This is a genomic window from Streptomyces sp. NPDC107500 (genome assembly GCF_055582785.1).
Window position 1 is genome coordinate 1,183,960 of record NZ_JBVJPF010000002.1, and the last position, 26,409, is coordinate 1,210,368.

Consider the following 26,409-nt stretch of genomic DNA (forward strand, 5'->3'; position numbering starts at 1 on the left):
CCTGAAGTGCCGCGTTTGTTCCCGCAGCACGGTGTTTCTGTCTGTTGCCGAGGACATCTCTCACTGCGTCCCCGGCAGGTCTTTGTGACGCGCCGCCGTCCGGCCGGGCCCTGGCGCCGAAACCGGGTCCGGCCGACCGGTCAGTCGGCGGCGCCCGCGGGCTCGGGGACCTGTGCGGCCCCCGTGGACCCGCGGTCCTTCTCGTTCTCCCGGCTCCCCTCGACGGCCCCGTCGCCGTCGTCGCCGGGCTGCCCCGTCGCCTCCCTCAGTTCCGCGATCGCGGCCTCGAAGTCGTCGAGCGAGTTGAACGCCCGGTAGACGGAGGCGAATCGCAGATAGGCGACGAGGTCGAGCTCCTGCAACGGGCCGAGTATGGCCAGCCCGACGTCGTGGGTGGTCAGCTCGGCGCTTCCCGTGGCCCGCACCGCCTCCTCGACCCGCTGGCCGAGCTGGGCGAGCGCGTCCTCGGTGACGGGCCGGCCCTGACAGGCCTTGCGCACACCGTTGATGATCTTGGTGCGGCTGAACGGTTCGGTAACCCCGGACCGCTTCACCACCATGAGCGAGCACGTCTCCACGGTCGTGAACCGACGGGAGCAGTCAGGGCACTGGCGGCGCCTGCGGATCGACGTGCCGTCGTCGGTCGTACGGCTGTCGACGACACGGCTGTCGGGGTGCCTGCAGAAGGGACAGTGCATGGCTTCCGAACCCTCCTCACAGCAGACTCCATAGCCTCGAAAGGCCCTTCAGGCCCCTCGAAGCAGCCCCCAGCATAGGCGATCTCGGCGGGCCCGAAGACCCGGGGGACCACAACTTATGGGCTGCTGTTGCAATCCAACCACTAGATGTGGGGATTGGCGCATACAAACACGCCCCGCACGCATGTCGTCTCCCTACGCACAGGCCCGCCCGCGCCCCGCGCACCCGTACGGCCGTATCGCCGGGAGGCATGCGGAGATAGCGTGGGCACCGCGCGGAGGGGACGTGGGACTACCGCAACAGATGCGGGCCCCACCCCGTCGAACGGGCTGCCGGATGGCAGACTGGGGCGACATCGCCGAGGTTGTCACCACGGCGGTGAAGAGTACAGCAATGTGCCCTTTTGTTGCGTTTTTGCCCGTAGGCCACCGCGGTAGCCATACACCCAGACACGCAGGACGAGCGAGCGATTCGCGTTTTTTCACTCGAACGTGTGTTTGGCGCAACCTTTCGAAAGCTACTACCGTTGTGCAGCAGGGAGACCATCGAGAGGGGCCGACGTGACCACCACCGCCGACAGTGCCACCATCACTGGCCAGGACCGCCCCCAGGGCCGACCTGAGCCGGCGCACGCGATGAGCGACGCCGCGAACCCCGAGGGACACAAGCGCTCCCTACCGGGCCGACCTCCCGGCATCCGGGCGGACAGCTCGGGGCTCACCGACCGCCAGCGCCGGGTGATCGAGGTCATCCGCGACTCCGTGCAGCGTCGTGGATACCCGCCGTCGATGCGGGAGATCGGGCAGGCCGTCGGCCTCTCCAGCACCTCCTCCGTCGCGCACCAGCTGATGGCACTGGAGCGCAAGGGCTTCCTGCGCCGCGACCCGCACCGCCCGCGCGCCTACGAGGTGCGCGGCTCCGACCAGGCCGCCAGCGTGCAGCCGACGGACACCGCGGGGAAGCCGGCCGCGTCGTACGTCCCGCTCGTCGGCCGCATCGCCGCCGGTGGCCCGATCCTCGCCGAGGAGTCCGTCGAGGACGTCTTCCCGCTCCCCCGGCAGCTGGTCGGTGACGGCGAGCTGTTCGTCCTCAAGGTCGTCGGCGACTCGATGATCGAGGCCGCCATCTGCGACGGCGACTGGGTCACGGTCCGCCGCCAGCCGGTCGCCGAGAACGGCGACATCGTCGCCGCGATGCTCGACGGCGAGGCCACCGTCAAGCGCTTCAAGCGCGAGGACGGCCACGTCTGGCTGCTCCCGCACAACTCGGCCTACGAGCCGATCCCCGGTGACGACGCGACCATCCTCGGCAAGGTGGTGGCCGTACTGCGTCGCGTCTGAGCGCCACGGCGGGCGGGCACACCGGGACGGTGGCCCGCCGACCCGACCGGGCCCCGGAACCTCTGCGCCGGTTCCGGGGCCCAGCGCTGTGCGGGACCCGCGCGCTGTGCGAGGCCGGTGCTCAGGCGCCCTCCGTCTCCTGAGCGCCCTCCGTCTCGCGTGCCTTCGCGTCGATGGCGGCGAGGGACCTGCGGACCTGATTGCGGTCGGTGGTGAACCAGAAGTCGGGCAGGGACGCCTTCAGATAGCTTCCGTACCGGGCCGTCGCCAGCCGCTGGTCCAGTACGGCGACCACGCCGCGATCGCCCGACGCCCGCACGAGCCGGCCCGCGCCCTGCGCCATCAGCAGGGCGGCGTGGGTGGCGGCGACCGCCATGAAGCCGTTGCCCCCGGCCTCCTCCACCGCCTTCTGGCGCGCGCTCATCAGCGGGTCGTCCGGACGCGGGAAGGGGATCTTGTCCATGACGACCAGCTGGCAGCTGGGGCCGGGCACGTCGACGCCCTGCCACAGCGACAGGGTGCCGAACAGGCAGGTCGCGGGGTCGGCCGCGAAGTTCTTGATCAGCTCGCCCAGGGTCTCCTCGCCCTGGAGGAGGATCGGGTACTCCGGAATGCGGGAGCGCAGTTCCTCGGCGGCCAGCTGGGCGGCGCGCATCGAGGAGAACAGGCCCAGGGTGCGGCCGCCCGCGGCCTGGATCAGCTCCGTCAGCTCGTCGAGCATGTCGCCCCGGTCGCCGTCGCGCGCGGGGCGGGCCAGGTGCTTGGCGACGTAGAGGATGCCCTGCTTGCGGTAGTCGAAGGGCGAGCCGACGTCGACGCCCTTCCACTGGGGCACGTCGTCGCCCTCGGTGCCCTCGGGTGCGAGGCCGAGGGAGGCCCCGACCCCGTTGAAGTCCCCGCCCAGCTTCAGGGTCGCCGAAGTCAGGACGACCGAGCGGTCGGTGAAGAGCTTCTCGCGCAGCAGGCCCGCGACCGACATCGGCGCGACCCGCAGCGAGGCCCCGAACCTGTCGTGCCGCTCGTACCAGACGACGTCCCACTCGGAGCCGTTCGTAATGCGCTCCGCGACGTCGTGCACGGCCTCGACCGAGGCCAGGGCCTGCTTGCGGACCGCGTCCTCGTCCTGCACGGACTTGTCGCGGGTGGCGCCGATGGCCGAGATGACCGTGCGGCAGGCGTCACGCAGTGCCATCAGGGCGTAGCCGAGGTCCTCCGGGATCTCCTCCAGGCGGCCCGGCAGTGCCAGCTCCATCAGCCGCTCGAAGCCCTCGGCGGCCGTCTGGAGCTGGTCGGCGGCCTTCTCGTTGGCCAGCTTCGCGGCGCGGCGCACGGCTCGGTTGACCTGGCCGGGGGTCAGCTCGCCGGTGGCGACGCCGGTGACGCGGGAGACCAGCTCGTGCGCCTCGTCGACGATCAGCACCTCGTGCTGCGGCAGGACGGGGGCACCCTCGATGGCGTCGATCGCGAGCAGGGCGTGATTGGTGACGACGACGTCGGAGAGCTTGGCACGCTCGCGGGCCATCTCGGCGAAGCACTCGGCGCCGTAGGCGCACTTCGTGGCGCCCAGACACTCCCGGGAGGAGACCGACACCTGCGACCAGGCCCGGTCGGAGACGCCCGGCGTGAGGTTGTCGCGGTCGCCGGTCTCGGTCTCGTCGGCCCAGTCGCGCATCCGCAGCAGGTCCTGGCCCAGCTTGCTGGTGGGGGCGGCGGCCTCGAACTGGTCGAAGAGGCCCTCCTCCTCGTCCTGCGGGGCGCCCTCGTGCAGCCGGTGCAGGCACAGGTAGTTCGACCGGCCCTTGAGCATCGCGAACTCCGGGCGGCGGCGCAGCTGGGGGTGGAGCGCGTCGACCGTGCGGGGCAGGTCGCGCTCGACCAGCTGGCGCTGGAGGGCCAGCGTCGCGGTGGCCACGACGACCCGCTCCCCGTGCGCCAGCGCGGGCACCAGGTAGCCCAGGGACTTTCCGGTGCCGGTGCCGGCCTGGACCAGCAGATGATCGCCGCTGTCGATGGCTTCCTCGACGGCTTCGGCCATGGCCACCTGGCCGGGACGCTCCGTGCCGCCGACGGCGGTGACGGCGGCGTGCAGGAGTTCGGGGAGTGAGGGCTTCGTCATAGCGCGACCACCCTACGACCCGGCACTGACAATCGGGCGGGCAAGGCGGGTTCGAGGGACGGGAGAGGCGATGCAGGGGACTGGGGGGACGGATGGGGCAAGAGTGTCTCCGGGACGGACGACTGGCCGACGGGGGGATGCGGCCCCAGGGGGGCGGGTCCGCGCTTCACGGTGCCACGCGCGGCTCCCGTTCGCGGATCATGAGGGCGGCCCGCTTGGCGGGCAGGTCGACCTCGGCGGAGTACCGGTACCCGGCGCCGAGGAACGCCGCGACGGAGGGCGCGTTGCGGACGTCGGGTTCGGCGAGGACCCGCGTGCAGGCGGGCCGTGCGGCGAGGACGAGGTCGGTGACGGCCCGGATGAGCGTGGTCCCGATGCCCTGCCCGCGGTCGGCGCCGTCGCCGATCAGGAGGTGGAGGCCGGTGTCCTGCGGCCGGACGGGACAGTGCCGGGCCAGCGGATCGAGGTCGGCCCGGTAGATCTCCCAGTAGCTCATCGGCACACCGTCGAGCACGCCCAGGCACGGGACGCTGCGTCCGTCGCCGGTGAGCTGTGCCCTCACGTGGTCCTCCGTCACGCTCGGCGGCCCGGTCAGTTCCCAGTACGCGGCGACGGCGGGGTCGTTCATCCAGCGGGCGATGAGCGGAACGTCCCGCTCGGCGTGGACGGGCTCCAGGTGGAACACGCCCGCGGGCGTGTCGGCCGGGCCCCAGTCGGCGACCCGGCCGAGCAGGTCGTCCCCCGGCCTCCCGTAGAGGGCGACGAACTCCGCGGGAAGGTGCAGGTCGAGGGTGTCCTCGGCGCTCGCGTCGGTGGAAACCAAGGGTTCGCTCCTTCGGGGACGGAGGGGACGGAGGGGACGGAAGGGACGGATGGGCTGGATGGGCTGGAGGGCTGGAGTCGGGAACGGCGCCCCGCTCAGGCGCGCAGCGGGTTGGCGATGGTGACGTAGACGGACTGGGTGTCCACCGGGCCGACGAGTTCGTCGAGTCCGCGCAGCCGGGTCAGGAGGTTCGCCTTGCAGCGCAGGACCGGCGAGTCGAGCAGCCGCGCCGGAAGTGAGCCGCCCGGCGGGGCGGAACCCGCGGCCGACCCGCTCAGGAACCGTCGGAAGGCCGCGAGCAGCAGTGACTCGTCGGCGAGGCGCTGGGAGCCGAAGGCACCGATGAGCCCGAACACGTTGTTCACCGCGAGGTAGTACGCGAACCGTTCGTCGGTGACGGCGTCGGCGACGAACGTGTCGCTCCGCTCGCCGATGCCGGGCAGCCGGGCGTCGAGTGCCGCGCGGTGGGACTCCCGGAAGTAGTAACCCTGGTTGTCGCGGTAGCGGCCGCCGGCGGGCCAGCCGTCGGCGTCCAGCAGCAGGAGCGTGTTCTGCTGGTGCGCCTCCAGGGCGATCCCCGCGTGCGCGTCCAGCCACAGGACGGGACGTACGACGTGGTGGAGGTAGCGCAGGAACCACTCGGCGGCGACGGCCCCGCGCGTGCGGCCGGTCCGCCGGGCGAGTCGGGTGACGAGACCGGCAAGCCGGGAGCCGGGGGCGTCGGCGTCGTTGTCCTCCGGCCCGCCGGAACCGTCCACCCGCGCGTGCGGCCGCGGCGCGACGAGGCCGGCCACGCAGGCCACGTCGTCCGAGGCCCGGAAGGGGTTGTGCCGCACGACCACGTCGAGTCCGCGCTCGGGACCGCCGTCCGGTCCGTCGACGGCGAGCCAGGCCGGGTCACGGACGATGTCGAAGTCCGGGTGGACGGCCTGCCACTGGCGGGACAGTCCGCCACGCAGCAGCCGGTGGACCTCGACGCCGCGGTGGAGTTCCTTGCGGAGGTTCTCGCGCCGGGAGTTGGTGACGTGCAGGGCCAGCGAGAGCTTCAGCATGGCGGGCGCGCCGGTGCGGTGGACGGTCCGCAGCGAGGATGTGGGATGCCAGGGAGCACCCCCGGCACCGAGGTCCCTGAGCAGCCCGGCGTCCAGCAGCGCGGCGGTCCCGGGGCGGTGCTGTACGGCGCGGAACTGCCAGGGGTGCAGGGGCAGGAGCGCGTATCCGTCCGGCGGCACCGGCCCGTCCCCCGCCAGGCGGGCGGTGAGGTCGGGCGCCGTGACCCGGCGGCCGCGCTCGGTCCAGGCCGAGTCGGTGGCGAGGAGGGACGGGGCGACGGCCACCCAGTGCAAGGGGAAGGAGCCGCGCAGCTCGGGTGAGTACCGCCGGGCCTCCGCCTCGGTGAGGCCCTCACGGCTCTTGGGGGTGGGATGGAGCGGGTGCCCCAGGAGGAGCGCCTGCTCGGCGGCGAGGAACAGGTCGGGGCCGGCTTCGGCCGGAGAGCCGCCGTCGGGGCGTGCCTCGCGGTCGCGGAGGAATACGGCGGTGCGGCGGACGGAGTCGGCCACGCGCGCGACGAGGTCGGTGCCGTCGGGTCCGGGGTCGCCGGACGACTCCCGCGCGAGCAGCGCGGCGAGCGCGACCGCGTCCACGGGCGGCGCCGAGGCCGGGGCGCCGGCCGGCCGCGGGAGACCGAAGCGGTGGTGTCCGGTGGGGGACCGGTAGCGGACGGGAACGGCCAGGGCGGAGCCGGAGGCGGGGAGCGGGATGTGGAGGACGCCGTCGTCCGGAACCTCCAGGCCGGCCTCGCGGACCCAGCAGCGGAGCAGGTTCTCGACGGTGGCCGCCTGGGCCACGGCGTGGTCGCCCGGCAGCGGGACATCAGGCGCTGTCGGCACACCACGCGCGGGCGGCACATCAGGCGTTGCCGGCACACCAGGCGTCGGCGGCACACCAGGCGCTTGCACAACAGGCGTTGGCACAACAGCAGGCGCCGCCGGAACCGCGGCGGTCGCCGGTCTCGGAGCGGGGACCGTCCTCGCGGCGAGGGCCGTCGGTGCGGTGGCGCGCGGGCGGGTGCCGGTCGGCTCGGGTGTGGGGGTGGTGTGCAACGCGGTCCTCGTGACGTACGGGAGTGGGTGCGGACGGTCTCGGTCTCAGCGCGCCTCGCGCGGCCGGTGGGGCGGGCCGTGGTCGCCACGGCCCCGTTCCACCGTCTGCACGGCGTCGGCGAGGCGCTCCAGGACCGCCGACGTCTGCTCCTCGGTGACGATCAGGGGCGGGAGCAGTCGTACGACGTTCCTGGCCGGACCGGTCAGGTCCACGATCAACCCGCGGCGCAGGCACTCCCGTTGAACGGCGGCGGCGAGTTCGCCGGCGGCGTCCCGGCGCCCGTCGCGGCCGGGTGTCTCGCGCCCACCGCCCGGCGCCGTCAGTTCCATGCCGATCATGAGTCCGCGCCCGCGCACGGCCCCGACGCACGCGAACTCCTCGGCCAGGACGCGCAGTCGGGACAGTATCCGGTCCCCCAGGGCGGCGGCGTGCGCGGCGAGGCGGTGCTCGCGGACATGGGCGAGGGTGGCCGCGCCCGCGGCCAGGGCGAGTTGGTTGCCGCGGAAGGCGGCGGCCCCGGGTCCCGGGGCGTGTGCGCCGTCCAGGTCGGCCCGGTGGACCACCGCGGCCAGCGGCAGGCTGCCACCGATCGCCTTGGAGAGGACCAGCACGTCGGGGGTGACTCCGCTGTGCTCCACCGCCCAGAAGGCACCGGTCCGGCCGACGCCCGTCTCGGTCTCGTCGGCGATGAGCGGCACGGACCCTTCGGCCGTGATCCGCCGCAGGTCGCGCAGCCAGGGGTCGGGGGCGGGCAGGACGCCGTCCTCGCCACGTACCGGTTCGAGGAGTACTCCGGCGGGCGATTCACCGGCGTCGGCCGGGCAGCATGCCGTGGCGTCCGCCGCGTGGTGGGCGCCGGTGAGGGTGAGGACGCGGGTCCGGCCGGTGGCGGTGCGGACGAGGTCGACGGCGGTGGCGACCGGGTCGGTTCCGCCCGGACCGCAGAAGCGCACGCGCGCGTAGTCGGCGAGGCCGGGCGGCAGGGTGCGCAGCAGTTCGGTGACGAAGGCGTCCTCGACCGGGGTGGTGAGGCCCATGACCTGCAAGGGCGCGCCCGAGTCGAGAACCCTGCGGATCGCCTCCAGCACGACGGGATGGTTGTGCCCGAGGGCCAGCGACCCCGCTCCCGAGGAACAGTCGAGGTAGCGGCGGCCGTCGGCGTCCTCGATGGTCAGCCCCCGGGCCCGCACGGGCACCACCGGCAGGGCGCGCGCATAGGTACGCGCCGCGGTCTCGCGCGCCGGCTGACGCCTCGGAGCGCCCCCGCCCCAGCCCCAGCCCCCGATTCCGCCCCCTTCCGCGGACCGGGCACACGAGCGCACGGCGCTGCCGCCGCCGGCCGCGCTCACCTCGTACGCGGAACCCATCACGGCCTCCCCCACCTCCCGCTGTCCGGACGCGATCCGTCGACGGCGGACCCCCACCGCTAGCAACCGCGGCGCGTGCCGGGGGTTACGGGTTGCCCGAAGATCCTTGCCGGCCGGGCGGCTGTGTCCGAACCGTTGCCGTTCCGTCGGAACTCCCCCACAGGCGGCGCATAGTGTGTGGTCCCGTTCCAGGTCGCCGCCGCTCCGCGGAGTTCGGGAGGTCCGGGAGACCGGGCCGGGGCAGCGGGGCGACCGGCGCGGCACCACGTTCGTTCACAGCAGGGGGAGTCGACACCATGCGATCCATACGTCCGTCGTTCAGCATGCGCGGAAAGGGGCGCGGACGGCGCGGGAGCTCCTCCGCGGCCGCCGTGGCGCTCGTCTCCGCGCTCGCGCTCACCGCCACGGCGTGCGAGTCCGGGGACCCGGAGGCGGGCGGCGACGCCTCCGCCTCCGCGACGGCCGCGGAGGACGGCAACGGCGGGATCCGGATCCCGGACCACATCAAGGACAAGCTCAAGGAACGCGGGATCGACGTCGACGACTGGAAGAACGGCGCCTGGCGGGACTGGAGCAAGGACGACTGGCTGCGCGAGGCGCAGGACTACGTCAACCCGATCATCGCGGGCCTGTGGGACCCGGACCGCATGCGGGACGCCGAGGAGCCGGGCAAGGAGGTCGACGAGAACGACCTCTCGGGTGACCAGGGCGTCACCGACCCGGAGCCGGCGCCCGTCGAGGCGCGGGCCGTCGAGCCCAAGTACCACGACAACGCCGCCACCGCGGGCAAGGTGCTCTTCGACTCCCCCCAGGGCTCCATGGTCTGCTCGGCGACCGTGGTCGAGGACCCGGCCAACCCCGGCAAGTCCAACCTGGTCTGGACGGCGGGCCACTGTGTGCACGCCGGCAAGAAGGGCGGCTGGTACCGCAACATCGCCTTCGTGCCGTCGTACAACGACGCCGGCAAGTCGGCCGAGCAGCTGCAGAACGCCACCAAGGAGGAGGTCGCTCCGTACGGCGTCTGGTGGGGCGACTGGGCGCAGACCTCGGACCAGTGGATCGAGCAGGGCGGTGCGACGGGCGGTGACGGGGCCCCGTACGACTACGCCGTCATCCATGTGACGCCGGAGAAGGGCAGCGGCGGCAAGTCGCTGGAGGAGACGGTCGGCGCGGCGCTGCCGGTCGACTTCGACGCGCCCGCGGTGCCCGAGGTCGAGAGCATCGAGGCGACCGGCTACCCGGCCGCGCCGCCGTACGACGGCCAGAAGCTGTACCAGTGCCAGGACAAGCCCGGGCGGCTGTCCATCAACGCCGCCGACCCGACGATGTACCGCATCGGCTGCACCATGACCGGCGGCTCGTCCGGCGGCGGCTGGGTCGCGACCGGCTCCGACGGCAAGCCGGCGCTGGTGTCCAACACCTCGATCGGTCCGGTGACGGCGGGCTGGCTGGCCGGTCCGCGGCTGGACAAGGGCGCCAAGGGCGTGCTCGACGCGGTGAGCGGCAAGTTCGCCGGCCAGTGAGCGCCGCCCGTACACCGCGCTGAATCAAGTTCACTCACACACGTTCCAACGGGGGTCGTCCCAGCATGCGTTCCACACCCAGGTCCGCCGCGCCACGTCGCGCGCGGCGCACCGCACTCGTCGCCGCCGGTCTCGTCACCGCGCTGACACTCACCGCCTGTGGCGGCTCGGAGAAGGACAAGGCCGACGCCGAACCCGCCGGTGGCGCGTCCCAGGCCGCCGACGCCGGTGGCGGCGAGGGCGGTCTGCCCGCCGGTGTCGCGGACCGGCTCAAGGAGCAGGGCATCGACGTCGACCGGTGGAAGGACGGCGGCTGGAAGAACTGGGACAGGGACAAGTGGCTCACCGAGGCCAAGGACTTCGTCAATCCGATGATCGAGGGCCTGTGGAAGCCTGACCGGATGAAGTCGGCGAAGGAGGCCGACAAGACGGTCACCACCAAGGACGCCTCCGCCGACCAGGGCGCCACCGATCCCGAGCCGGCCCCGGTGGAGGCCGTCGCCGAGAAGACGCCGTACCACGACAACGCCGCCCCGGTGGGCAAGGTCTTCTTCGACTCGCCCGAGGGTTCGATGGTCTGCTCGGGCACCGTCATCAAGGACGTCAACCACCCGGGCAAGTCCAACCTGGTGTGGACGGCGGGCCACTGCGTGCACGCCGGCGGCAGCGGCGGCTGGTACCGCAACATCGCCTTCGTGCCGTCCTACAACGACCTCGGCAAGTCCGAGGCGCAGCTGGCCGACGCGACCACCACCGAGATGGCGCCGTACGGCACCTGGTGGGCGAACTGGGCGTCGACCTCGAACCAGTGGATCCAGGGTGGTTCGGAGAACGGCGGCGACGGGGCCGCGTACGACTACTCCGTGCTGCACGTGAAGCCCGAGCAGGGGAGCAAGTCCCTGGAGGAGACGGTCGGTGCCGCGCTGGAGGTGGACTTCTCCGCCCCCTCCGCGACCGAGGTTCCCAGCATGGGGGCCTGGGGCTACCCGGCCGCGGCGCCGTACAACGGGCTGAAGATGTTCAAGTGCCTCGACCGGCCCGGCCGGCTCTCGCTGAGCCCGTCGCTGCCGACGATGTACCGCATCGGCTGCACCATGACCGGCGGTTCGTCGGGCGGCGGCTGGTTCCGGGTGGTGGACGGCGAGACCAAGCTGGTCTCGAACACCTCGATCGGCCCGCTGGAGAACACCTGGCTGGCGGGTCCGCAGCTGGGCCCGGAGGCCCAGTCGATGTACCAGAACATGAGCAAGACGTACGGCGGCCAGTGACCGCGCGGCCTGCCGTGGGCTGTGCTCCCGGCAGGCCGAAGGCCCGCCCCCGCGATGTGCGGGGGCGGGCCTTCTCGCGCTTGCGGGCGCTGGGGCGCTCGGCTCAGAGCGCGGGCGCCGGAGCGTACGGCGTCAGTTCCGCCGCCAGCTCCTCGTGCACCCGCACCTTGAGCAGGGTGCCCTCCGCGGTGTGCTCCTCGGAGATCACCTCGCCCTCGTCATGGGCGCGGGCGACCAGCTTGCCGTGGGTGTACGGCACGAGCGCCTCGATCTCGACCGAGGGACGCGGCAGCTCGTTGTCGATCAACGCGATCAGCTGGTCGATGTTCCGGCCGGTGCGTGCCGAGACGGCGATGGCCCGCTTCTCGACCCGCAGCAGCCGCTGGAGCACCAGCGGGTCGGCCATGTCGGCCTTGTTGACCACGACGATCTCGGGTACGTCGGTGGCGCCGACGTCCCTGATCACCTCGCGCACGGCGGCCAGCTGCTCCTCCGGGGCCGGGTGCGAACCGTCGACCACGTGGAGGATCAGGTCGGAGTCGCCGACCTCCTCCATCGTGGAGCGGAACGCCTCGACCAGGTGGTGCGGCAGGTGCCGGACGAAGCCGACGGTGTCGGCCAGCGTGTACAGCCGGCCGCTCGGCGTCTCCGCGCGGCGCACGGTCGGGTCAAGGGTGGCGAACAGGGCGTTCTCCACCAGCACGCCCGCGCCCGTGAGGCGGTTGAGCAGCGAGGACTTGCCGGCGTTGGTGTAGCCCGCGATGGCGACGGAGGGCACCTTGTGGCGCTTGCGCTCCTGGCGCTTGATCTCGCGGCCGGTCTTCATCTCCGCGATCTCCCGGCGCATCTTCGCCATCTTCTCGCGGATCCGGCGCCGGTCCGTCTCGATCTTGGTCTCACCGGGGCCACGGGTGGCGAGGCCGCCGCCCTTGCCGCCGCCCATCTGACGGGACAGCGACTGACCCCAGCCGCGCAGCCTGGGCAGCATGTACTGCATCTGCGCGAGCGCCACCTGCGCCTTGCCCTCTCGGGACTTGGCGTGCTGGGCGAAGATGTCCAGGATCAGGGCCGTACGGTCGATGACCTTGACCTTGACGACGTCCTCGAGGTGGATCAGCTGTCCGGGGCTCAGCTCACCGTCGCAGATGACGGTGTCGGCGCCGGTGTGGAGGACGACGTCGCGCAGCTCCTCGGCCTTGCCGGAGCCGATGTACGTCGCGGCGTCGGGCTTGTCGCGGCGCTGGATCACGCCGTCGAGCACGAGCGCGCCGGCGGTCTCGGCGAGGGCGGCCAGCTCGGCGAGCGAGTTCTCCGCGTCCTGCACGGTGCCCGAGGTCCACACGCCGACGAGGACGACCCGCTCCAGGCGGAGCTGGCGGTACTCGACCTCGGTGACGTCCTCGAGCTCGGTGGACAGGCCGGCGACGCGGCGCAGTGCCGCGCGGTCGGAACGGTCGAACTGCTCACCGTCCCACTGCGAGCCGGTCTCGTGGTTCCAGGCGACGTCCTCTTCCATCAGGGCATCGGCCCGGAGGCCCTCGGGATAGGTCTGCGCGAGACGCTTGGTGTCCTGGGAGGGGGAAGAAGAGGAGGTCATTGGATCCTTACGTGGCTGGGATGGGAATCGCGCGGCACTTCGGCCGCGACATTCTGCACAACGCGCGAGCCGCCGGGGAGATTCCCGCGGGCCCGTACCGCGCCGTCCCGAAGATGGTCGCACGGCACGGGCCGTCTCGTCACCGGCTTATTCGCCGTGCGCCTTCTGGGACCCATGGGCCTTGTGGGACCCGTGGGCCTTCTGGGACGCGGGCGCCTTGGCGGCGGCCGTCGGCTTCCAGTCCGGGTGGCCGGGCATCGGCGGGGTCTTCTCCCCGTACAGCCAGCCCTCGAAGAAGGCGCCGAGGTCGCGGCCGGAGATCTCGGAGGCGAGCCGGACGAAGTCCGCGGTGGTGGCGTTGGCGTCCCGGTGGCGGTCGACCCAGACGGACTCCAGGCGCTCGAAGGCGGTCCGGCCGATCTCCTCGCGCAGCGCGTAGAGCACCAGCGCGGCACCGTCGTAGACGTTGGCGCGGAAGATGCCGGTCTTGCTGCCGGAGGCGGGCGGCTTGGGGGCGGCCGGGGGCCCTCCCTTGGCGCGCCAGCCGTCGGAGGCGCCGTAGGCGGCCTTCATGCGCGCCGCCATGGACTTGTCCGCGGTCTCCTCCGCGTACAGCGCCTCGTACCAGGTGGCGTGCCCCTCGTTGAGCCACAGGTCGGACCAGGTGCCCGGGCTGACGCTGTTGCCGAACCACTGGTGGGCCAGCTCGTGGACCATGATCGACTCGACGTACCACGCGGGGTAGCCGGGCTCCGTGAACAGTTCGCGCTCGAAGAGGGAGAGCGTCTGGGTCTCCAGCTCGAAGCCGGTGGTGGCGTCGGCCATGAGGAGGCCGTAGGTCTCGAAGGGGTAGCGCCCGACCTTCTTCTCCATCCAGGCGATCTGGTCCGGCGTCTTCCGCAGCCACGGTTCGAGCGCCGCGCGGTGCTTGGTCGGCACGACGTCCCGTACCGGCAGTCCGTGCGGGCCGGTGCGGTGCAGCACCGTGGACCGGCCGATGGACACCTGGGCCAGCTCGGTCGCCATGGGGTGCTGGGTCCGGTAGGTCCAGGTGGTCGAGGAGCCGGTGCGCTCGACGCCCGCCGGCAGGCCGTTGGCGACGGCGGTGAGGCCGTCGGGCGCGGTGACGCGGAAGGTGAAGCTCGCCTTGTCGGAGGGGTGGTCGTTGCAGGGGAAGACCAGGTGGGCGACGTCGGCCTGGTTGGCCATGGCGAGGCCGTCGACGGTGCGCACCCAGCCGCCCGGGCGGTCCTCGGCGTACACGGGATCGCTGCTGTGCCGCACGGTGATCCGCGTCCACTCGCCCTCGTCCAGGGCGTCCGCGGGCGTGACGACCAGGTCCTCGCCGGCCGTCGCGAAGTCCGCGGGCTCGCCGTCGACCTCGACCGAGTCGACCTTGCCGTGGGCGAAGTCGAGGTTGACCCGGTCCAGGTCGGCCGTCGTCCGGGCGTCGATCGTGGTGACGGCCTTCAGCGGCTTGGTGTTGCTGCCCGAGTAGGTGAAGGAGAGGTCGTACGCCGCGACGTCGTAGCCGGGGTTTCCCAGGTGCGGGTAGAGGCGGTCGCCGACGCCGAGCGGGGCCGGCGGGGCGCTCGCGGCGACCAGGCAGACGGAGACGGCGCAGGCGAGCAGCGCCGCCGCCCTGAGCCTGCGGCGGGAGCGTACGCGGGGCCGTGGACGCGGGGGCTGGACGGCGCGAGGGGCGTGAGGGGTGTACGGCATCCCTCACGGCTATCAGCGCGCGCGTGCCCCGCGGCGACGACGCGCGCCCGGGGCACCCGAACGGGTACGTCCCGCTCAGGCCCCGGTGGGCTGCGGCTGGGACCGGCTGACGTCGTACACCCCGGCCACGTCGCGCATCGCGCGCATCAGGGCGGGCAGCCGGGCCGCGTCCGGGAGCAGCACGGTGTAGGTGTGGCGGACCCGCTGGCGGTCCGGGGGCTCGACGGTCGCCGAGACGATCTCGGCGCCTTCGAGGGCCATGGCCTCGGTGAGGTCGGCCAGGAGGTGCGGGCGGCCGAACGATTCGGCGAGCAGCGTGACCCGGCACTCGGTGCTGTCGCCCCAGCCCACACCGACCTCGGGACGCCCCGCGCTCGTCATGCGGGCCACGGCGGGGCACTCCGCGCGGTGCACGGTCACCACTCCCCCGCGGACGGCGAAGCCGGTGATCCGGTCCGGCGGCACGGGCGTGCAACAGCCGGCCAGGCGGACCGTCGCGCCCGGCAGGTCGACCAGTACGTCGGGGGAACCGGCTCCGGAGCCGGGACGGACCTCCGGCGTGTCGGCCGCCGGGCGCGGGGCGGGCGCGGGGGCGTCGTCGGCCGGAGCGGCGCCGCGGGCCTGGTTCCGGACCGCCGCCTCTGCCACTGCCGCCGCCTCGGTCTCCGGGTCGGTCTCCGGGTCGGCGGACGTGGGCGCCGGACGCGCGGCGAGGCGCCGCTGGATGGCGATCCGCGCGGCGGGCGTGTGGGCGTGCTCCAGCCAGTCGCTGGAGGGCTCGGAGGCGGGGTCCTGGCCCATCAGGAGCTGCACGCCGTCGCCGTCGCGCAGCACCGTGCTCATGGTGGCCAGGCGGCCGTTCACCCGGGCGCCCATGCAGGCGTGCGCGTCCTCGCCGTACTGGGCGTAGGCGGCGTCGACGCAGGTGGCGCCCTCGGGGAGGCCGAGGGTGCCGCCGTCGGGGCGGAAGACGGTGATCTCGCGGTCCTGGGCGAGGTCCTCGCGCAGGGTGGACCAGAAGGTGTCGGGGTCGGGTGCGCCGCGCTGCCAGTCGAGCAGCCGGGAGAGCCAGCCGGGGCGCGTCGGGTCGACGCGTTCGCCGTCGCCCGCGGTCTGCTCCTCCGGCGGCGTGGCGTACGGGTTGCCGAGCGCGACGACGCCCGCCTCGGCGACCTTGTGCATCTGGTGGGTGCGGATGAGGACTTCGACGACCTGGCCGTCCTGCGCGCGGGCCACCGCGGTGTGCAGCGACTGGTACAGGTTGAACTTCGGGACGGCGATGAAGTCCTTGAACTCCGAGACGACGGGCGTCATACAGGTGTGCAGTTCACCGAGGACGGCGTAGCAGTCGGCGTCCTCCTGCACGAGCACCAGGAGGCGGCCGAAGTCGGCGCCGCGGAGTGGATCGCGTTTGCGGGAGACGCGGTGCAGGGAGACGAAGTGGCGGGGCCGGATGAGGACTTCGGCGTTGATGTCGGCCTCGCGCAGCACCTTGCGGACGTCCTCGGCGACCTCGGCCAGCGGGTCGTCCGCGCGGGCGGCGTTCTCGTCGACCAGTTCGCGCGTGTGCTCGTACTCCTCGGGGTGCATGACCGCGAAGACGAGGTCCTCCAGCTCGGACTTGAGCGCCTGGACGCCGAGCCGTTCGGCGAGCGGGATGAGCACGTCCCGGGTCACCTTGGCGATGCGCTCCTGTTTCTCGCGGCGCATCACGCCGAGGGTGCGCATGTTGTGCAGCCGGTCGGCGAGTTTGATCGACATCACGCGGACGTCGTTGCCGGTGGCGAGGAGCATCTTGCGGAAGGTCTCGGGCTCGGCGGCGGCGCCGTAGTCGACCTTCTCCAGCTTGGTGACGCCGTCGACGAGGTAGCGGACCTCGGCGCCGAACTCCTCGCCGACCTGATCGAGCGTCACGTCGGTGTCCTCGACGGTGTCGTGCAGGAGCGAGGCGGTCAGGGTGGTGGTCTCCGCGCCGAGTTCGGCGAGGATCAGGGTCACCGCGAGGGGGTGGGTGATGTACGGCTCGCCGCTCTTGCGCATCTGGCCGCGGTGCGAGGACTCGGCCAGCACGTAGGCGCGGCGCAGCGGGTCGAGGTCGGCGTCGGGGTGGTGGGCGCGGTGGGCCTCGACGACGTGGCCGATGGCGTCGGGCAGCCGGCCGCGGGCGGTGGAGCCGAGCAGCGCGGCGCGGCCGAGGCGGCGCAGATCGATCCGGGGGCGGGCCTTTCTGCGGGCCGCCGCGGGCGCGACGGGGCCGACGCTCGCGGGCGTCACGGGGCCGGGGCTCGCTGGATTCACGGCCTCCGCGTTCATGGGCACCTCCGGCTGCGTAAACCGGCGGACGGGGTATCCCAGAGCGGACACGGCTCAGGGGATGGTGTCGGTCCCCCGTCCGGGCCGGTGCTTGATGCTATCGAGCCCACCACGTGCGGCCGACCGCCTCTCGCCGAGCGTGAAACGGATCACCCATTCGAGCGATGAGCCGAGGGTTTACGTTTTCGTACTGAGTGTCATGGACCGGGCTGTGGTTCACCCGGCCGTCGTGCCGGCGAGTACCCCTTCCAGCCAGGCGGAGTCGAACTCTCCCTCCGCGACGATCACTGCCGGACCGGTCATCTCGATCTCGCCGTCGGGGCGCTCGGTGATCACCAGGGTGCCGCCGGGCAGGTCCACGGTGTAGGTCGCCGGAGTGCCGGTGACCGCCGGGTCGGCGCCGTCCCTGCGCGCGGTGGCGACGGCGACGGCACACGCGCCGGTGCCGCAGGAGCGGGTCTCCCCGGAGCCGCGCTCGTGCACCCGCATCGCGACGTGGCCAGGGCCCCGGTCGACGACGAACTCGACGTTGACCCCGTCCGGGTAGGCGGCGGCCGGCCCGACGGGCGGCGCGGTGTACAGGTCGCCCGCGTGGTCGAGGTCGGCGACGAAGGCGACGGCGTGCGGGTTGCCCATGTTCACGTTCCGCGCGGGCCAGTGGCGCTCGCCGACGCTCACCTCGACGTCGCCCTCGGGGAGCAGCGCGCGGCCCATGCCGACGGTGACGTCACCGTTCTTGGCGAGGTGCACGGTCTTCACGCCCCCGCGCGTGGCGACGGCGAGGTCTCCCTCGGTGACGTGCCCGGCGCGCTGGAGGTAGCGCGCGAAGACCCGCACGCCGTTGCCGCACATCTCCGCGACCGAGCCGTCGCCGTTGCGGTAGTCCATGAACCACTCCGCCTCGGCCGCCATGTCCCGGGCGTCGGGGTGCGCCGCGGACCGCACCACGTGCAGGAGTCCGTCACCGCCGATGCCCGCGCGGCGGTCGCACAGGACGGCGACGGCGGCGGGGGGCAGGTCGACGGTGTTCTGCGGGTCCGGGACGATCACGAAGTCGTTCTCGGTGCCGTGACCCTTGAGGAAGGCGATCCGCGTGCTCATTCCTCGATCGTACGGGTTGCGTACGACGAGCCGGGGACGGAAGCGCGGAGGTGCGTGCGGGCGGGGGTCTCAGCCCCGCAGACGGGCCACCCGCCACACGGCCAGGACGACGATCGCGGCGACCGCCAGGGCGTACACGATGATCATCCGCCAGTCGGCACGGCGCCCGGATCCGCGCTGCGGGAGGCCGGGCCAGGTGTAGCCGACGCGGCGGGCGGCCATCATGCCCCACCCGGCGGCGCACGAGCAGATCAGCAGCCCAAGCATGGCGATCACGGCGCCGCTGTCACCGAAGTCGAAGGCGAGCGGGAAGGCGAACATCAGGGAGCCGACGGCGGCCAGGCAGACGATGGGCGCGAGCTGCCAGATCCGCAGCCGCCGCTGGGGCCGCAGCTCGACCTCGACCTCGTCGCCGTACATCTCGTCCGGCTCGGGGCCGTCGGCCGCCACACCCTGCGGGGTCTGGTCGGGGCCGTCGGGGCTCAGGGCGGGTCCGTCCGGCTCCGGGCCACCGGGGCCGGCGGTGCCGTGCTCGGTGCTCGGTGCGGTGTCGCGAGGGCCGGCCTCCATCGCCACGCGCCCTCCCAACTAGGACTCACTCGGTCGATCGAAGCTCGATGATGGCACGCCGTCGGAGGCCGGGATGACGGCCGGGGCGTCCCGATGCCATCACGTGATCAGGCTGTAACCGGTCGTTCGACCAACGACAGGGCGAGCCGCGGAAGTTCCGTGCGATCCGCCACACCCCCACTCAACCAGTGCACCCGCGGGTCGCGCCTGAACCATGAATCCTGACGGCGCGCGAAGCGCTTGGTGGCACGGACGGTCTCCGCGCGCGCCTCGTCGAGCGTGCAGTCACCGGCGAGCGCCGTGAGCACCTGCTGGTAGCCGAGCGCGCGCGACGCCGTACGCCCCTCGCGCAACCCGCGCGCCTCGAGTGCGCGCACTTCCTCGACCAGTCCCGCCTCCCACATCCGGTCGACGCGGCGGGCGATGCGCTCGTCCAGTTCGGGGCGTGCCACGTCGACGCCGATCTGCACGGTGTCGTAGACGGAGTCGTGACCGGGGAGGTTGGCGGTGAAGGGGCGGCCGGTGATCTCGATCACCTCGAGCGCCCGCACGATCCGGCGGCCGTTGCCGGGGAGGATGGCCCGCGCGGCCTCCGGGTCGGCGGCGGCGAGCCGGCTGTGCAGCGCTCCCGGGCCCAGCTCGGCGAGTTCCTCCTCCAGCCGGGCCCTGATCTCGGGGTCGGTGCCGGGGAACTCCAGGTTGTCGACGGCGCCGCGGACGTAGAGGCCGGAGCCGCCGACGAGGACGGGCCAGCGTCCCTCGGCGAGCAGGGCGTCGATCCGCTCCCGGGCCAGCCGCTGGTACTCGGCGACGGACGCCGCGACCGTCACGTCCCAGATGTCCAGGAGGTGGTGCGGGACGCCGCCGCGTTCCCCGGGTGTCAGTTTGGCGGTGCCGATGTCCATCCCACGGTAGAGCTGCATGGAGTCGGCGTTGACGACCTCGCCGCCCAGCCGCTGGGCGAGGAAGACGCCCAGATCGGACTTTCCGGCCGCGGTGGGTCCGACTACGGCGATGACACGGGGGGCGGAGGGTGCGCTGCTCACCGCACCAGTCTCGCAAACCCCGCACCTCGCCCTCGAACGAGTTACGTGACGGTCCGCGGCCGGGGTCGTTGCCCGTTGCGAGGTTCCCGCTCCCCGGACGGCCGGGGCGATGGCCCCGGCCACGCGGTCGGACGCACCGGATGCCGCGGGATTTCGCCCGCACGAGTAACGTATGGAGTTGAAATGGGCGTTTTTGCACGGCTTCTTCGGAAGTCGAAGAACACCGAGGAGGCGTCGGCCGCCGCGACCGGGGCCGACGGCACGGAGACGGAGCGGGCCGCAGAGGAGACCACGGCGGAGGCCGCGGAGACGGCCGAGTCCGGCCCTCGGAACACCGCGGAGACCGACGAGGCCGCCCCGGCCCCCGAGGCCGCCGACTCGGACGGTGTCGGCATCCCCAAGCAGCAGTCCGCCGGGGAGGCCGTCGACAACGAGGCCGACAAGGGCGCCCGCACCTGACCGCCCCGTGAGGGAAGGCGAACCATGGGTCTCCTGGACAACTTGAAGGCCAAACTCGGACCGGCGAAGGGCAAGGTCTCCGACCTCGCGCAGCAGCACGAGGACAAGATCGATCGCGGCCTCGACAAGATGGCGCGGACCGTCGACGAGAAGACCAAGGGCAAGTACAGCGACCGGATCCAGACCGGCACGGGCAAGGCCAAGGGTGCCGTGGACCGTCTCGCTCACAAGGACGAGGGAACGGGCGGAGGCGACGGTACGCCGGGCAGCGCCCCGGGCGGTCCGCCGCCGGCCGGACCCCCTCCGGCCTCCTGACCCGTCACACCGGCGGGTCGCCTCCGCGTCGGCGGACGGTCACGGAGCGGATCAGCGCGTCGGCTGACCGGCTCCGTGGCCGTCCGCCGACGCGCTGCCTCGACTACGACTACGACCACGCGGCCGCGACGTACCCCACCCCGTACGGAGCGTCCTCGTACAGCAGCGTGCCCGACAGGCCCGTTCCCCCGGCCGCGCCCGCGAGGACCTGCCAGGGAGCCCGGCCGGACACCTTCAGCTCACGGGCGAGGGCGACGTCCAGCCCGGCGAGGGCGGTCACGTCCGCCGCGCCCAGCGCGCGCCCCGCCGCCGCGTCGAAGGGCGCCGCCCGCTCGTCGAGGTAGCCCGGCGCCTTGAGCGTGCGGCACGCACTGGCGTCGCCCAGCACCAGCAGCGCCACCCGCCCGGCCCGCCCGGCGAGGTCCCGGCCGACGGCGGCGCACCGCTCGGCGGGAAGATCCTCCCCCACTCCGACGCCCTCGACGGGCGCGTGGGACCAGCCGGTACGCGCGAGCAGCCAGGCCCCGACGGCGAAGCCGTACGGCAGTTCACTCCCGGCCGCCGGCGTGGCCGCCCCGGTGTCCGGGCCCAGCCGCACGTCCAGGTCCACACCGAAGCCGCGGAACGAGCCCGGCGTCCCCTGCGGGTAGATCTCCGGCCCGGCCGAGTCCGCGGGTCCGACCACCACGAGGCGGTCGGGCCGGGCGGCGGCGAGCACGCCCAGCGCGTCCGTGCACGCCGCGCGGGCGGCGTCCAGCTCGGGTGCGGCGCCCGCGGCGACCTCCGGGACGAGGAGCGGCGGGCAGGGGCAGACGGCGGCGGCGACAAGCATGATCGGCAGCGTAACCCCGCGCCCCGCCCGGGGTCGCACTCCCCCGCGGTCAGTCGCAGCCGCAGCCGCTCGCCACCGCCGGCTGGGGCTCGGGCACGCCGATCTTCGGCAGGCCGAGCATCACGCCCGCGGGCTTGTCCTGGTCGGCCGCGTTGCGCTTCTCCCAGGCGTCGCCCGCGCGGGTGCGGCGCACGTCGAGGACCGCGCCCTCGGCGAGGAGGTGGTGGGGGGCGGCGTAGGTGATCTCGACCGTCACCACGTCGCCCGGCCGGACCTCCTGGCCGGGCTTGGTGAAGTGCACCAGACGGTTGTCGGGGGCGCGGCCGGAGAGCCGGTGGGTGGTGCCGTCCTTCCGGCCCTCGCCCTCGGCGACCATCAGCTCCAGGGTGCGGCCGACCTGCTTCTTGTTCTCCTCCCAGGAGATCTCCTCCTGGAGGGCGACGAGGCGCTCGTAGCGCTCCTGGACGACCGCCTTGGGGATCTGGCCGTCCATCTCGGCGGCCGGGGTGCCGGGCCGCTTGGAGTACTGGAAGGTGTACGCCTGGGCGAACCGGGCCTCGCGCACCACGTGCAGGGTCTGCTCGAAGTCCTCCTCGGTCTCGCCGGGGAAGCCCACAATGATGTCGGTGGTGATCGCCGCGTGCGGGATGGCGGCCCGCACCTTCTCGATGATCCCCAGGTAGCGCTCCTGCCGGTAGGAGCGGCGCATCGCCTTCAGCACCGGGTCGGAGCCGGACTGGAGCGGCATGTGCAGCTGCGGCATGGCGTTCGGCGTCTCGGCCATGGCGGCGATGACGTCGTCGGTGAAGTCGCGCGGGTGCGGGGAGGTGAAGCGGACGCGCTCCAGGCCGTCGATGCCCCCGCAGGCGCGCAGCAGCTTGCTGAACGCCTCGCGGTCGCCGATGTCGGAGCCGTAGGCGTTGACGTTCTGTCCGAGGAGGGTGATCTCCGAGACGCCCTCGGCGACCAGGGCCTCGACCTCGGCGAGGATGTCGCCGGGACGGCGGTCCTTCTCCTTGCCGCGCAGCGCCGGGACGATGCAGAAGGTACAGGTGTTGTTGCAGCCGACGGAGATGGAGACCCAGGCCGCGTAGGCGCTCTCGCGCCGGGTCGGCAGCGTGGACGGGAACGCCTCCAGGGACTCGGCGATCTCGACCTGCGCCTCCTCCTGCACGCGGGCGCGCTCCAGCAGGACCGGGAGCTTGCCGATGTTGTGCGTGCCGAAGACGACGTCCACCCAGGGGGCGCGCTTGACGATGGTGTCGCGGTCCTTCTGCGCGAGGCAGCCGCCGACCGCGATCTGCATCCCGGGGCGGCTCGCCTTCTTCGGGGCGAGGTGGCCGAGGTTGCCGTACAGCTTGTTGTCGGCGTTCTCCCGGACGGCGCAGGTGTTGAAGACGACGACGTCCGCGTCGCCGTCGGCGCCCTCGGCGGCGCGGACGTACCCCGCGTCCTCCAGCAGGCCGGACAATCGCTCGGAGTCGTGGACGTTCATCTGGCACCCGTAGGTGCGTACTTCGTAGGTGCGCGTGCCGCCCACTGTCTGGCTCCGGTCGATGCTGCTCATGGCAATAAGGGTAGGCGGTCGGCGGCGATGGCCCGGGCCGCCTGTGGACAACCCGGATCGGGGCTGGTCAGGGCTCGATCAGGCCCGCGCGGATCGCGTACCGGGTCAGCTCCAGGCGGTCGCGGACGCCCAGCTTCTGGAGCAGGTTGGCGCGGTGGCGTTCGACGGTCTTGGCGCTGATGAAGAGCAGTTCGCCGATCTCCTTGGAGGTGTGCCCCTCGGCGACGAGCTTGAGGATCTCCTCCTCGCGTTCTGTGATGGGCCGCTCCGGCAGGTCGCCGCCGCGGTCCATGCGGTCCAGGTAAGAGCGGACGAGGGCCCGTTCGGCACCGGGGTAGATGAACGGTTCGTCGCGCACGGCGGCCCGGCACGCCTCGACCAGGTCGCGGTCGGCGACGGACTTGAGGACGTATCCGCAGGCGCCGGCCTTGAGTGCCTCGAAGAAGTACTGCTCGTTGTCGTACATGGTCAGGATCAGGATGCGCAGCCCGGGCAGCCGGCGGGAGAGTTCGCGGGCCGCCTGGAGGCCGGTCATGCGGGGCATCGCGACGTCCAGGACGGCCAGGTCGACGTCGGTGGCCCGGGCCGCCGCGACCGCCTCGGCACCGTCACCGGCCTCGGCGACCACCGTGAGGTCGGGTTCGCCGTCCAGGATGAGGCGTACCCCGCGGCGTACGAGGGTGTGGTCGTCGGCGAGCAGGACGCGGATCGGGGGCCGTGCGGACATCAGGGGCTGTCTCCGGTTCGGTCTGCGGGACGCTCCCCGGGCGGGGCGGGGACGCGCAGGCGTACGTCGGTGCCCCCTCCGGGGGCGGGTTCGAAGTGGATCTCGGCGCCGATCAGCAGGGCCCGCTCACGCATGCCCCGGATCCCGGCGCCCTCCGCGGCCGTGCCGAGACCGGTGCCGTTGTCGCGGACGAGCAGTTCGACACCGTGGGCCAGCGGACGCAGGCTGAGCGCCGCGTGGTCGGCGGCGGCGTGCCGGGCGGTGTTGGTCAGGCCCTCCTGGGCGACCCGGTAGAGCACCAGTTCCGCCTCCGGGGCGAGCGGAGGCAGGTCGCCGGGGACGTGGTGCTCGACGGAGAGCCCGTGGTGGGTGAACTCGGCGGCGAGGGAGCGCAGCGCGCTGGGCAGGCCGAGCTCCTCCAGGACACCGGGGCGCAGCCGGCGGGCGATGCGGCGGATCTCGTCGAGGCCGGACCGGGTGGCCTCCTGCGCCAGCGACACCTCTTCGCGCAGCTCGCCGGGGACCCGGTCGGCGACCCTCTTGAGCTGGAGGAGGACGGCGGTGAGGGTCTGGCCGACCTCGTCGTGCAGTTCGCGGGCGATGCGCTGTCGTTCGCGTTCCTGGGCCTGGAGCGCGCGGCCGGCACCGGCCGCCCGTTCGGCCTGGAGCCGGTCCAGCATCGTGTTGTACGTGGCGATCAGCTGGGCCGCCTCGGCAGGCCCGGCGACCGCCGGGCGGGCGCCGGGCACCAGCAGGTCGGCGGTGGCCATGGCGCGGCCGAGCCGGTGCAGGGGGTTCAGGCCGATGCGCAGGACGACCGCGTTTCCGGCGAGCAGCGCCGCGAGGCCCACGAGCAGGATCAGCGCCTCGCCGGGCAGGACCGGCGTCGAGACGGTGAGCGGTCCCAGGAGCAGCGCGGTGGCGACGAACAGGCCCGCGGCGTTGAGCGAGAAGATCCGCCAGAAGAGCGACACGGTCCTCTTTCCGCTCCTCCCGGCTTCCGCGCACGACACCGCCGCGGCCACTCTGCGCGCCCGCGACCGGCTGCGTATATCCGTCACGACACCCATATCGCCACCGTACGTGCGGATGACAGCATGGCGGGGCCGTGAGCACGTCACGCAGTGCGGGAAGTGCGGCAAAGGAAAGCAAGACGAATGAGGGGACAGCTCGTGTCAGCACCACGCCTGAGGGCGACGCCGCTGCCGGGTATCGGGGTCCAGTACGACCTGGTGACCCGGGAACACCGCCACCTGTCGGTGGTGGCACACCGCGACGGCGCCCGCACGGTGAACGTCTACCGGGCCGACGACCCCGACTCGTGCGCCCACTCGCTGCGGCTGAGCGGTCCCGAGGCGGGCGCGCTGATCGACGCGCTGAAGCCCTCGCACCACAGCGCCAACCTGCTCTACACCACGGACCTGGGCCTGGTCGCCGAGCGGATCGAGGTCTCCGCCACCTCCCGCTGGAACGGGCGGCTGCTGGGCGAGACGTGCATGCGGACCGAGACCGGCGCGTCGATCGTGGCGGTGCTGCGGCGGGCCGAGGCGATTCCCTCACCGGCGCCGGACTTCCGGCTCGTGGGTGGTGACACCTTGATCGTCATCGGCACCCGTGAGGGCGTCGACGCGGCCGCGGCGATACTCGGGCAGGAGTGAGCCGGTGCACTCCGCGGTCCTCCTGATCGAGTTCGGTTCCATCATCCTGGGGCTGGGGCTGCTCGGCCGGTTCGCCGGGCGCTACCGGCTCTCCCCCATCCCGCTGTACCTGCTGGCCGGTCTGGCCTTCGGCGAGGGCGGGCTGCTCCCGCTCGGCGCGAGCGAGGAGTTCGTCGCCACCGGCGCCGAGATCGGTGTCATCCTCCTGCTGCTGATGCTGGGCCTGGAGTACACGGCCAGCGACCTGGTCACGAACCTCAAGTCCCACTACCCGGCCGGCCTCGTCGACTGCGCGCTCAACGCGGTGCCGGGCGCGGTTGCCGCACTGCTGATGGGCTGGGGGCCGGTGGCGGCCGTCGTCCTCGCCGGCGTCACGTGGATCTCCTCGTCCGGTGTCATCGCCAAGGTGCTGGGCGACCTCGGCCGGGTCGGCAACCGCGAGACGCCGGTGATCTTGAGCGTGCTGGTCCTGGAGGACCTGGCGATGGCGGTGTACCTGCCGATCGTCACCGCGCTGGTCGCGGGTGCCGGGCTGATGACCGGCAGCATCACGCTGGCGGTCGCGCTGGCCGCGGCGGGGCTGGTGCTCTTCGTGGCGCTGCGCTACGGACGGCTCATCTCGCGGTTCGTCTCCAGCGACGACCCGGAGAAGCTGCTGCTGGTGGTGCTCGGCCTGACGATCCTGGTCGCGGGTGTGGCGCAGCAGCTCCAGGTGTCGGCCGCGGTGGGCGCCTTCCTGGTGGGCATCGCGCTGTCCGGGGAGGTCGCGGAGGGCGCGCACACGCTGCTGAGCCCGCTGCGGGACCTCTTCGCCGCCGTGTTCTTCGTCTTCTTCGGCCTGCACACGGACCCGGCCAGCATTCCGCCGGTCCTGCTGCCGGCCCTCGCGCTGGCCCTGCTCACGGCGGTGACGAAGATCGCCACCGGGTACTGGGCGGCAAGGCGCGCCGGGATCTCCGCCAAGGGCCGCTGGCGTGCGGGCGGGGCGCTGGTGGCGCGCGGCGAGTTCTCGATCGTCATCGCCGGTCTCGCGGTCTCGGCCGGCATCGAGCCGTCCCTGGGCCCGCTGGCCACGGCCTACGTCCTCATCCTGGTCGTCCTCGGCCCCCTCACCGCCCGCTTCACCGAGCCGCTGGGGATGCGCCTGTTCGGCCGCCGCGACCGTCCCGGCCACCCGGGCGGCGGCGCCCCCGACGGGGCGTCCCGGACGGCTACGGGGGCGGAGGCGACGGTCGGCGACTGACGGCGCGCTCGGCCGCG

At 72.9% G+C, this 26,409-nt stretch carries 22 protein-coding genes; 7 read left to right on the forward strand and 15 right to left on the reverse strand.

Translation table 11 applies throughout. From position 1 onward, the window contains the following. Positions 1 to 140: 140 nt before the first annotated feature. Complete coding sequence (gene nrdR, locus ACZ67M_RS11305; protein WP_382810219.1) at positions 141 to 698, reverse strand: transcriptional regulator NrdR; 558 nt, start codon at positions 696 to 698, stop codon at positions 141 to 143. 561 nt (positions 699 to 1,259) lie between these two features. On the opposite strand from nrdR, the gene lexA reads away from it, so the two are divergent. Beyond that, positions 1,260 to 2,039 carry a transcriptional repressor LexA gene (gene lexA, locus ACZ67M_RS11310; RefSeq protein ID WP_122618505.1) on the forward strand — a complete coding sequence of 260 codons (780 nt, stop codon included), beginning with the start codon at positions 1,260 to 1,262 and terminating at the stop codon, positions 2,037 to 2,039. Positions 2,040 to 2,160: 121 nt separating this feature from the next. Here the strand turns inward: lexA and ACZ67M_RS11315 are convergent, their stop codons facing one another. The 4 genes from ACZ67M_RS11315 to ACZ67M_RS11330 all read right to left on the reverse strand — a co-directional run bounded on the left by ACZ67M_RS11315 (position 2,161) and on the right by ACZ67M_RS11330 (position 8,451). Then, a complete protein-coding gene (locus tag ACZ67M_RS11315; protein ID WP_361365782.1) occupies positions 2,161 to 4,155 on the reverse strand; it encodes an ATP-dependent DNA helicase in 1,995 nt (664 codons plus the stop codon). Positions 4,156 to 4,321: 166 nt separating this feature from the next. After that, positions 4,322 to 4,978 carry a GNAT family N-acetyltransferase gene (locus ACZ67M_RS11320; RefSeq protein WP_385798959.1) on the reverse strand — a complete coding sequence of 219 codons (657 nt, stop codon included), beginning with the start codon at positions 4,976 to 4,978 and terminating at the stop codon, positions 4,322 to 4,324. Positions 4,979 to 5,073: 95 nt separating this feature from the next. Next, a complete protein-coding gene (locus ACZ67M_RS11325; protein WP_469850641.1) occupies positions 5,074 to 7,083 on the reverse strand; it encodes an IucA/IucC family protein in 2,010 nt (669 codons plus the stop codon). Positions 7,084 to 7,128: 45 nt separating this feature from the next. Then, the gene (locus ACZ67M_RS11330) at positions 7,129 to 8,451 is read right to left on the reverse strand and encodes an aminotransferase class III-fold pyridoxal phosphate-dependent enzyme (protein WP_469850642.1); all 1,323 of its coding nucleotides are present in this window, start codon (positions 8,449 to 8,451) and stop codon (positions 7,129 to 7,131) included. Between the two features lie 296 nt (positions 8,452 to 8,747). On the opposite strand from ACZ67M_RS11330, the gene ACZ67M_RS11335 reads away from it, so the two are divergent. Beyond that, the gene (locus ACZ67M_RS11335) at positions 8,748 to 9,974 is read left to right on the forward strand and encodes a trypsin-like serine peptidase (RefSeq protein WP_469850644.1); all 1,227 of its coding nucleotides are present in this window, start codon (positions 8,748 to 8,750) and stop codon (positions 9,972 to 9,974) included. A gap of 65 nt (positions 9,975 to 10,039) precedes the next feature. After that, positions 10,040 to 11,242: a trypsin-like serine peptidase gene (locus tag ACZ67M_RS11340; protein WP_469850646.1), complete on the forward strand. Its 1,203-nt coding sequence runs from the start codon at positions 10,040 to 10,042 to the stop codon at positions 11,240 to 11,242. A gap of 103 nt (positions 11,243 to 11,345) precedes the next feature. On the opposite strand, the gene hflX is transcribed toward ACZ67M_RS11340, so the two are convergent. From hflX to miaA, 6 genes are all read right to left on the reverse strand, one after another. Beyond that, entirely contained in the window at positions 11,346 to 12,839 is a 1,494-nt protein-coding gene (hflX, locus tag ACZ67M_RS11345; RefSeq protein WP_469850648.1) for a GTPase HflX, read from the reverse strand. 147 nt (positions 12,840 to 12,986) lie between these two features. After that, positions 12,987 to 14,561 (reverse strand): M1 family metallopeptidase, encoded by a 1,575-nt coding sequence (locus ACZ67M_RS11350; protein ID WP_469850650.1) that lies wholly within the window; start codon positions 14,559 to 14,561, stop codon positions 12,987 to 12,989. Between the two features lie 75 nt (positions 14,562 to 14,636). Further along, a complete protein-coding gene (locus ACZ67M_RS11355) occupies positions 14,637 to 16,874 on the reverse strand; it encodes a RelA/SpoT family protein (protein ID WP_361365804.1) in 2,238 nt (745 codons plus the stop codon). 216 nt (positions 16,875 to 17,090) lie between these two features. After that, positions 17,091 to 17,975 carry a diaminopimelate epimerase gene (gene dapF / locus ACZ67M_RS11360; RefSeq protein ID WP_392012732.1) on the reverse strand — a complete coding sequence of 295 codons (885 nt, stop codon included), beginning with the start codon at positions 17,973 to 17,975 and terminating at the stop codon, positions 17,091 to 17,093. Between the two features lie 69 nt (positions 17,976 to 18,044). Beyond that, on the reverse strand, positions 18,045 to 18,545 hold the full coding sequence (locus ACZ67M_RS11365; RefSeq protein WP_361365820.1) for a hypothetical protein: 501 nt from the start codon (positions 18,543 to 18,545) through the stop codon (positions 18,045 to 18,047). A gap of 107 nt (positions 18,546 to 18,652) precedes the next feature. Continuing rightward, the gene (gene miaA / locus ACZ67M_RS11370) at positions 18,653 to 19,591 is read right to left on the reverse strand and encodes a tRNA (adenosine(37)-N6)-dimethylallyltransferase MiaA (RefSeq protein ID WP_392240038.1); all 939 of its coding nucleotides are present in this window, start codon (positions 19,589 to 19,591) and stop codon (positions 18,653 to 18,655) included. Positions 19,592 to 19,774: 183 nt separating this feature from the next. Between miaA and ACZ67M_RS11375 the strand changes: the two genes are divergently transcribed. Together ACZ67M_RS11375 and ACZ67M_RS11380 are read left to right on the forward strand one after the other, a co-directional pair. Next, positions 19,775 to 20,050, forward strand: coding sequence for a hypothetical protein (locus ACZ67M_RS11375; protein WP_382814676.1), 276 nt, complete (start codon positions 19,775 to 19,777; stop codon positions 20,048 to 20,050). 24 nt (positions 20,051 to 20,074) lie between these two features. Continuing rightward, on the forward strand, positions 20,075 to 20,365 hold the full coding sequence (locus ACZ67M_RS11380; protein ID WP_469850653.1) for an antitoxin: 291 nt from the start codon (positions 20,075 to 20,077) through the stop codon (positions 20,363 to 20,365). Between the two features lie 109 nt (positions 20,366 to 20,474). On the opposite strand, the gene ACZ67M_RS11385 is transcribed toward ACZ67M_RS11380, so the two are convergent. From ACZ67M_RS11385 to ACZ67M_RS11400, 4 genes are all read right to left on the reverse strand, one after another. After that, positions 20,475 to 21,197, reverse strand: a complete 723-nt coding sequence (locus ACZ67M_RS11385) for a class III extradiol dioxygenase subunit B-like domain-containing protein (RefSeq protein WP_469850655.1) — start codon at positions 21,195 to 21,197, stop codon at positions 20,475 to 20,477. 49 nt (positions 21,198 to 21,246) lie between these two features. Continuing rightward, positions 21,247 to 22,764 (reverse strand): tRNA (N6-isopentenyl adenosine(37)-C2)-methylthiotransferase MiaB, encoded by a 1,518-nt coding sequence (gene miaB, locus ACZ67M_RS11390; protein ID WP_361368044.1) that lies wholly within the window; start codon positions 22,762 to 22,764, stop codon positions 21,247 to 21,249. Between the two features lie 67 nt (positions 22,765 to 22,831). Further along, positions 22,832 to 23,491, reverse strand: a complete 660-nt coding sequence (locus ACZ67M_RS11395) for a response regulator (protein ID WP_469850657.1) — start codon at positions 23,489 to 23,491, stop codon at positions 22,832 to 22,834. After that, positions 23,491 to 24,561, reverse strand: a complete 1,071-nt coding sequence (locus ACZ67M_RS11400) for a sensor histidine kinase (protein WP_392101316.1) — start codon at positions 24,559 to 24,561, stop codon at positions 23,491 to 23,493. Before ACZ67M_RS11400 ends, ACZ67M_RS11395 begins: the two co-directional genes overlap by 1 nt. A 102-nt stretch (positions 24,562 to 24,663) precedes the next feature. Here ACZ67M_RS11400 and ACZ67M_RS11405 point away from each other — a divergent pair, with 102 nt between their 5' ends. Together ACZ67M_RS11405 and ACZ67M_RS11410 are read left to right on the forward strand one after the other, a co-directional pair. Then, positions 24,664 to 25,149, forward strand: a complete 486-nt coding sequence (locus ACZ67M_RS11405; RefSeq protein WP_307015444.1) for a cation:proton antiporter regulatory subunit — start codon at positions 24,664 to 24,666, stop codon at positions 25,147 to 25,149. 4 nt (positions 25,150 to 25,153) lie between these two features. After that, positions 25,154 to 26,392, forward strand: coding sequence for a cation:proton antiporter (locus ACZ67M_RS11410; RefSeq protein WP_392012748.1), 1,239 nt, complete (start codon positions 25,154 to 25,156; stop codon positions 26,390 to 26,392). Positions 26,393 to 26,409: the final 17 nt, after the last annotated feature.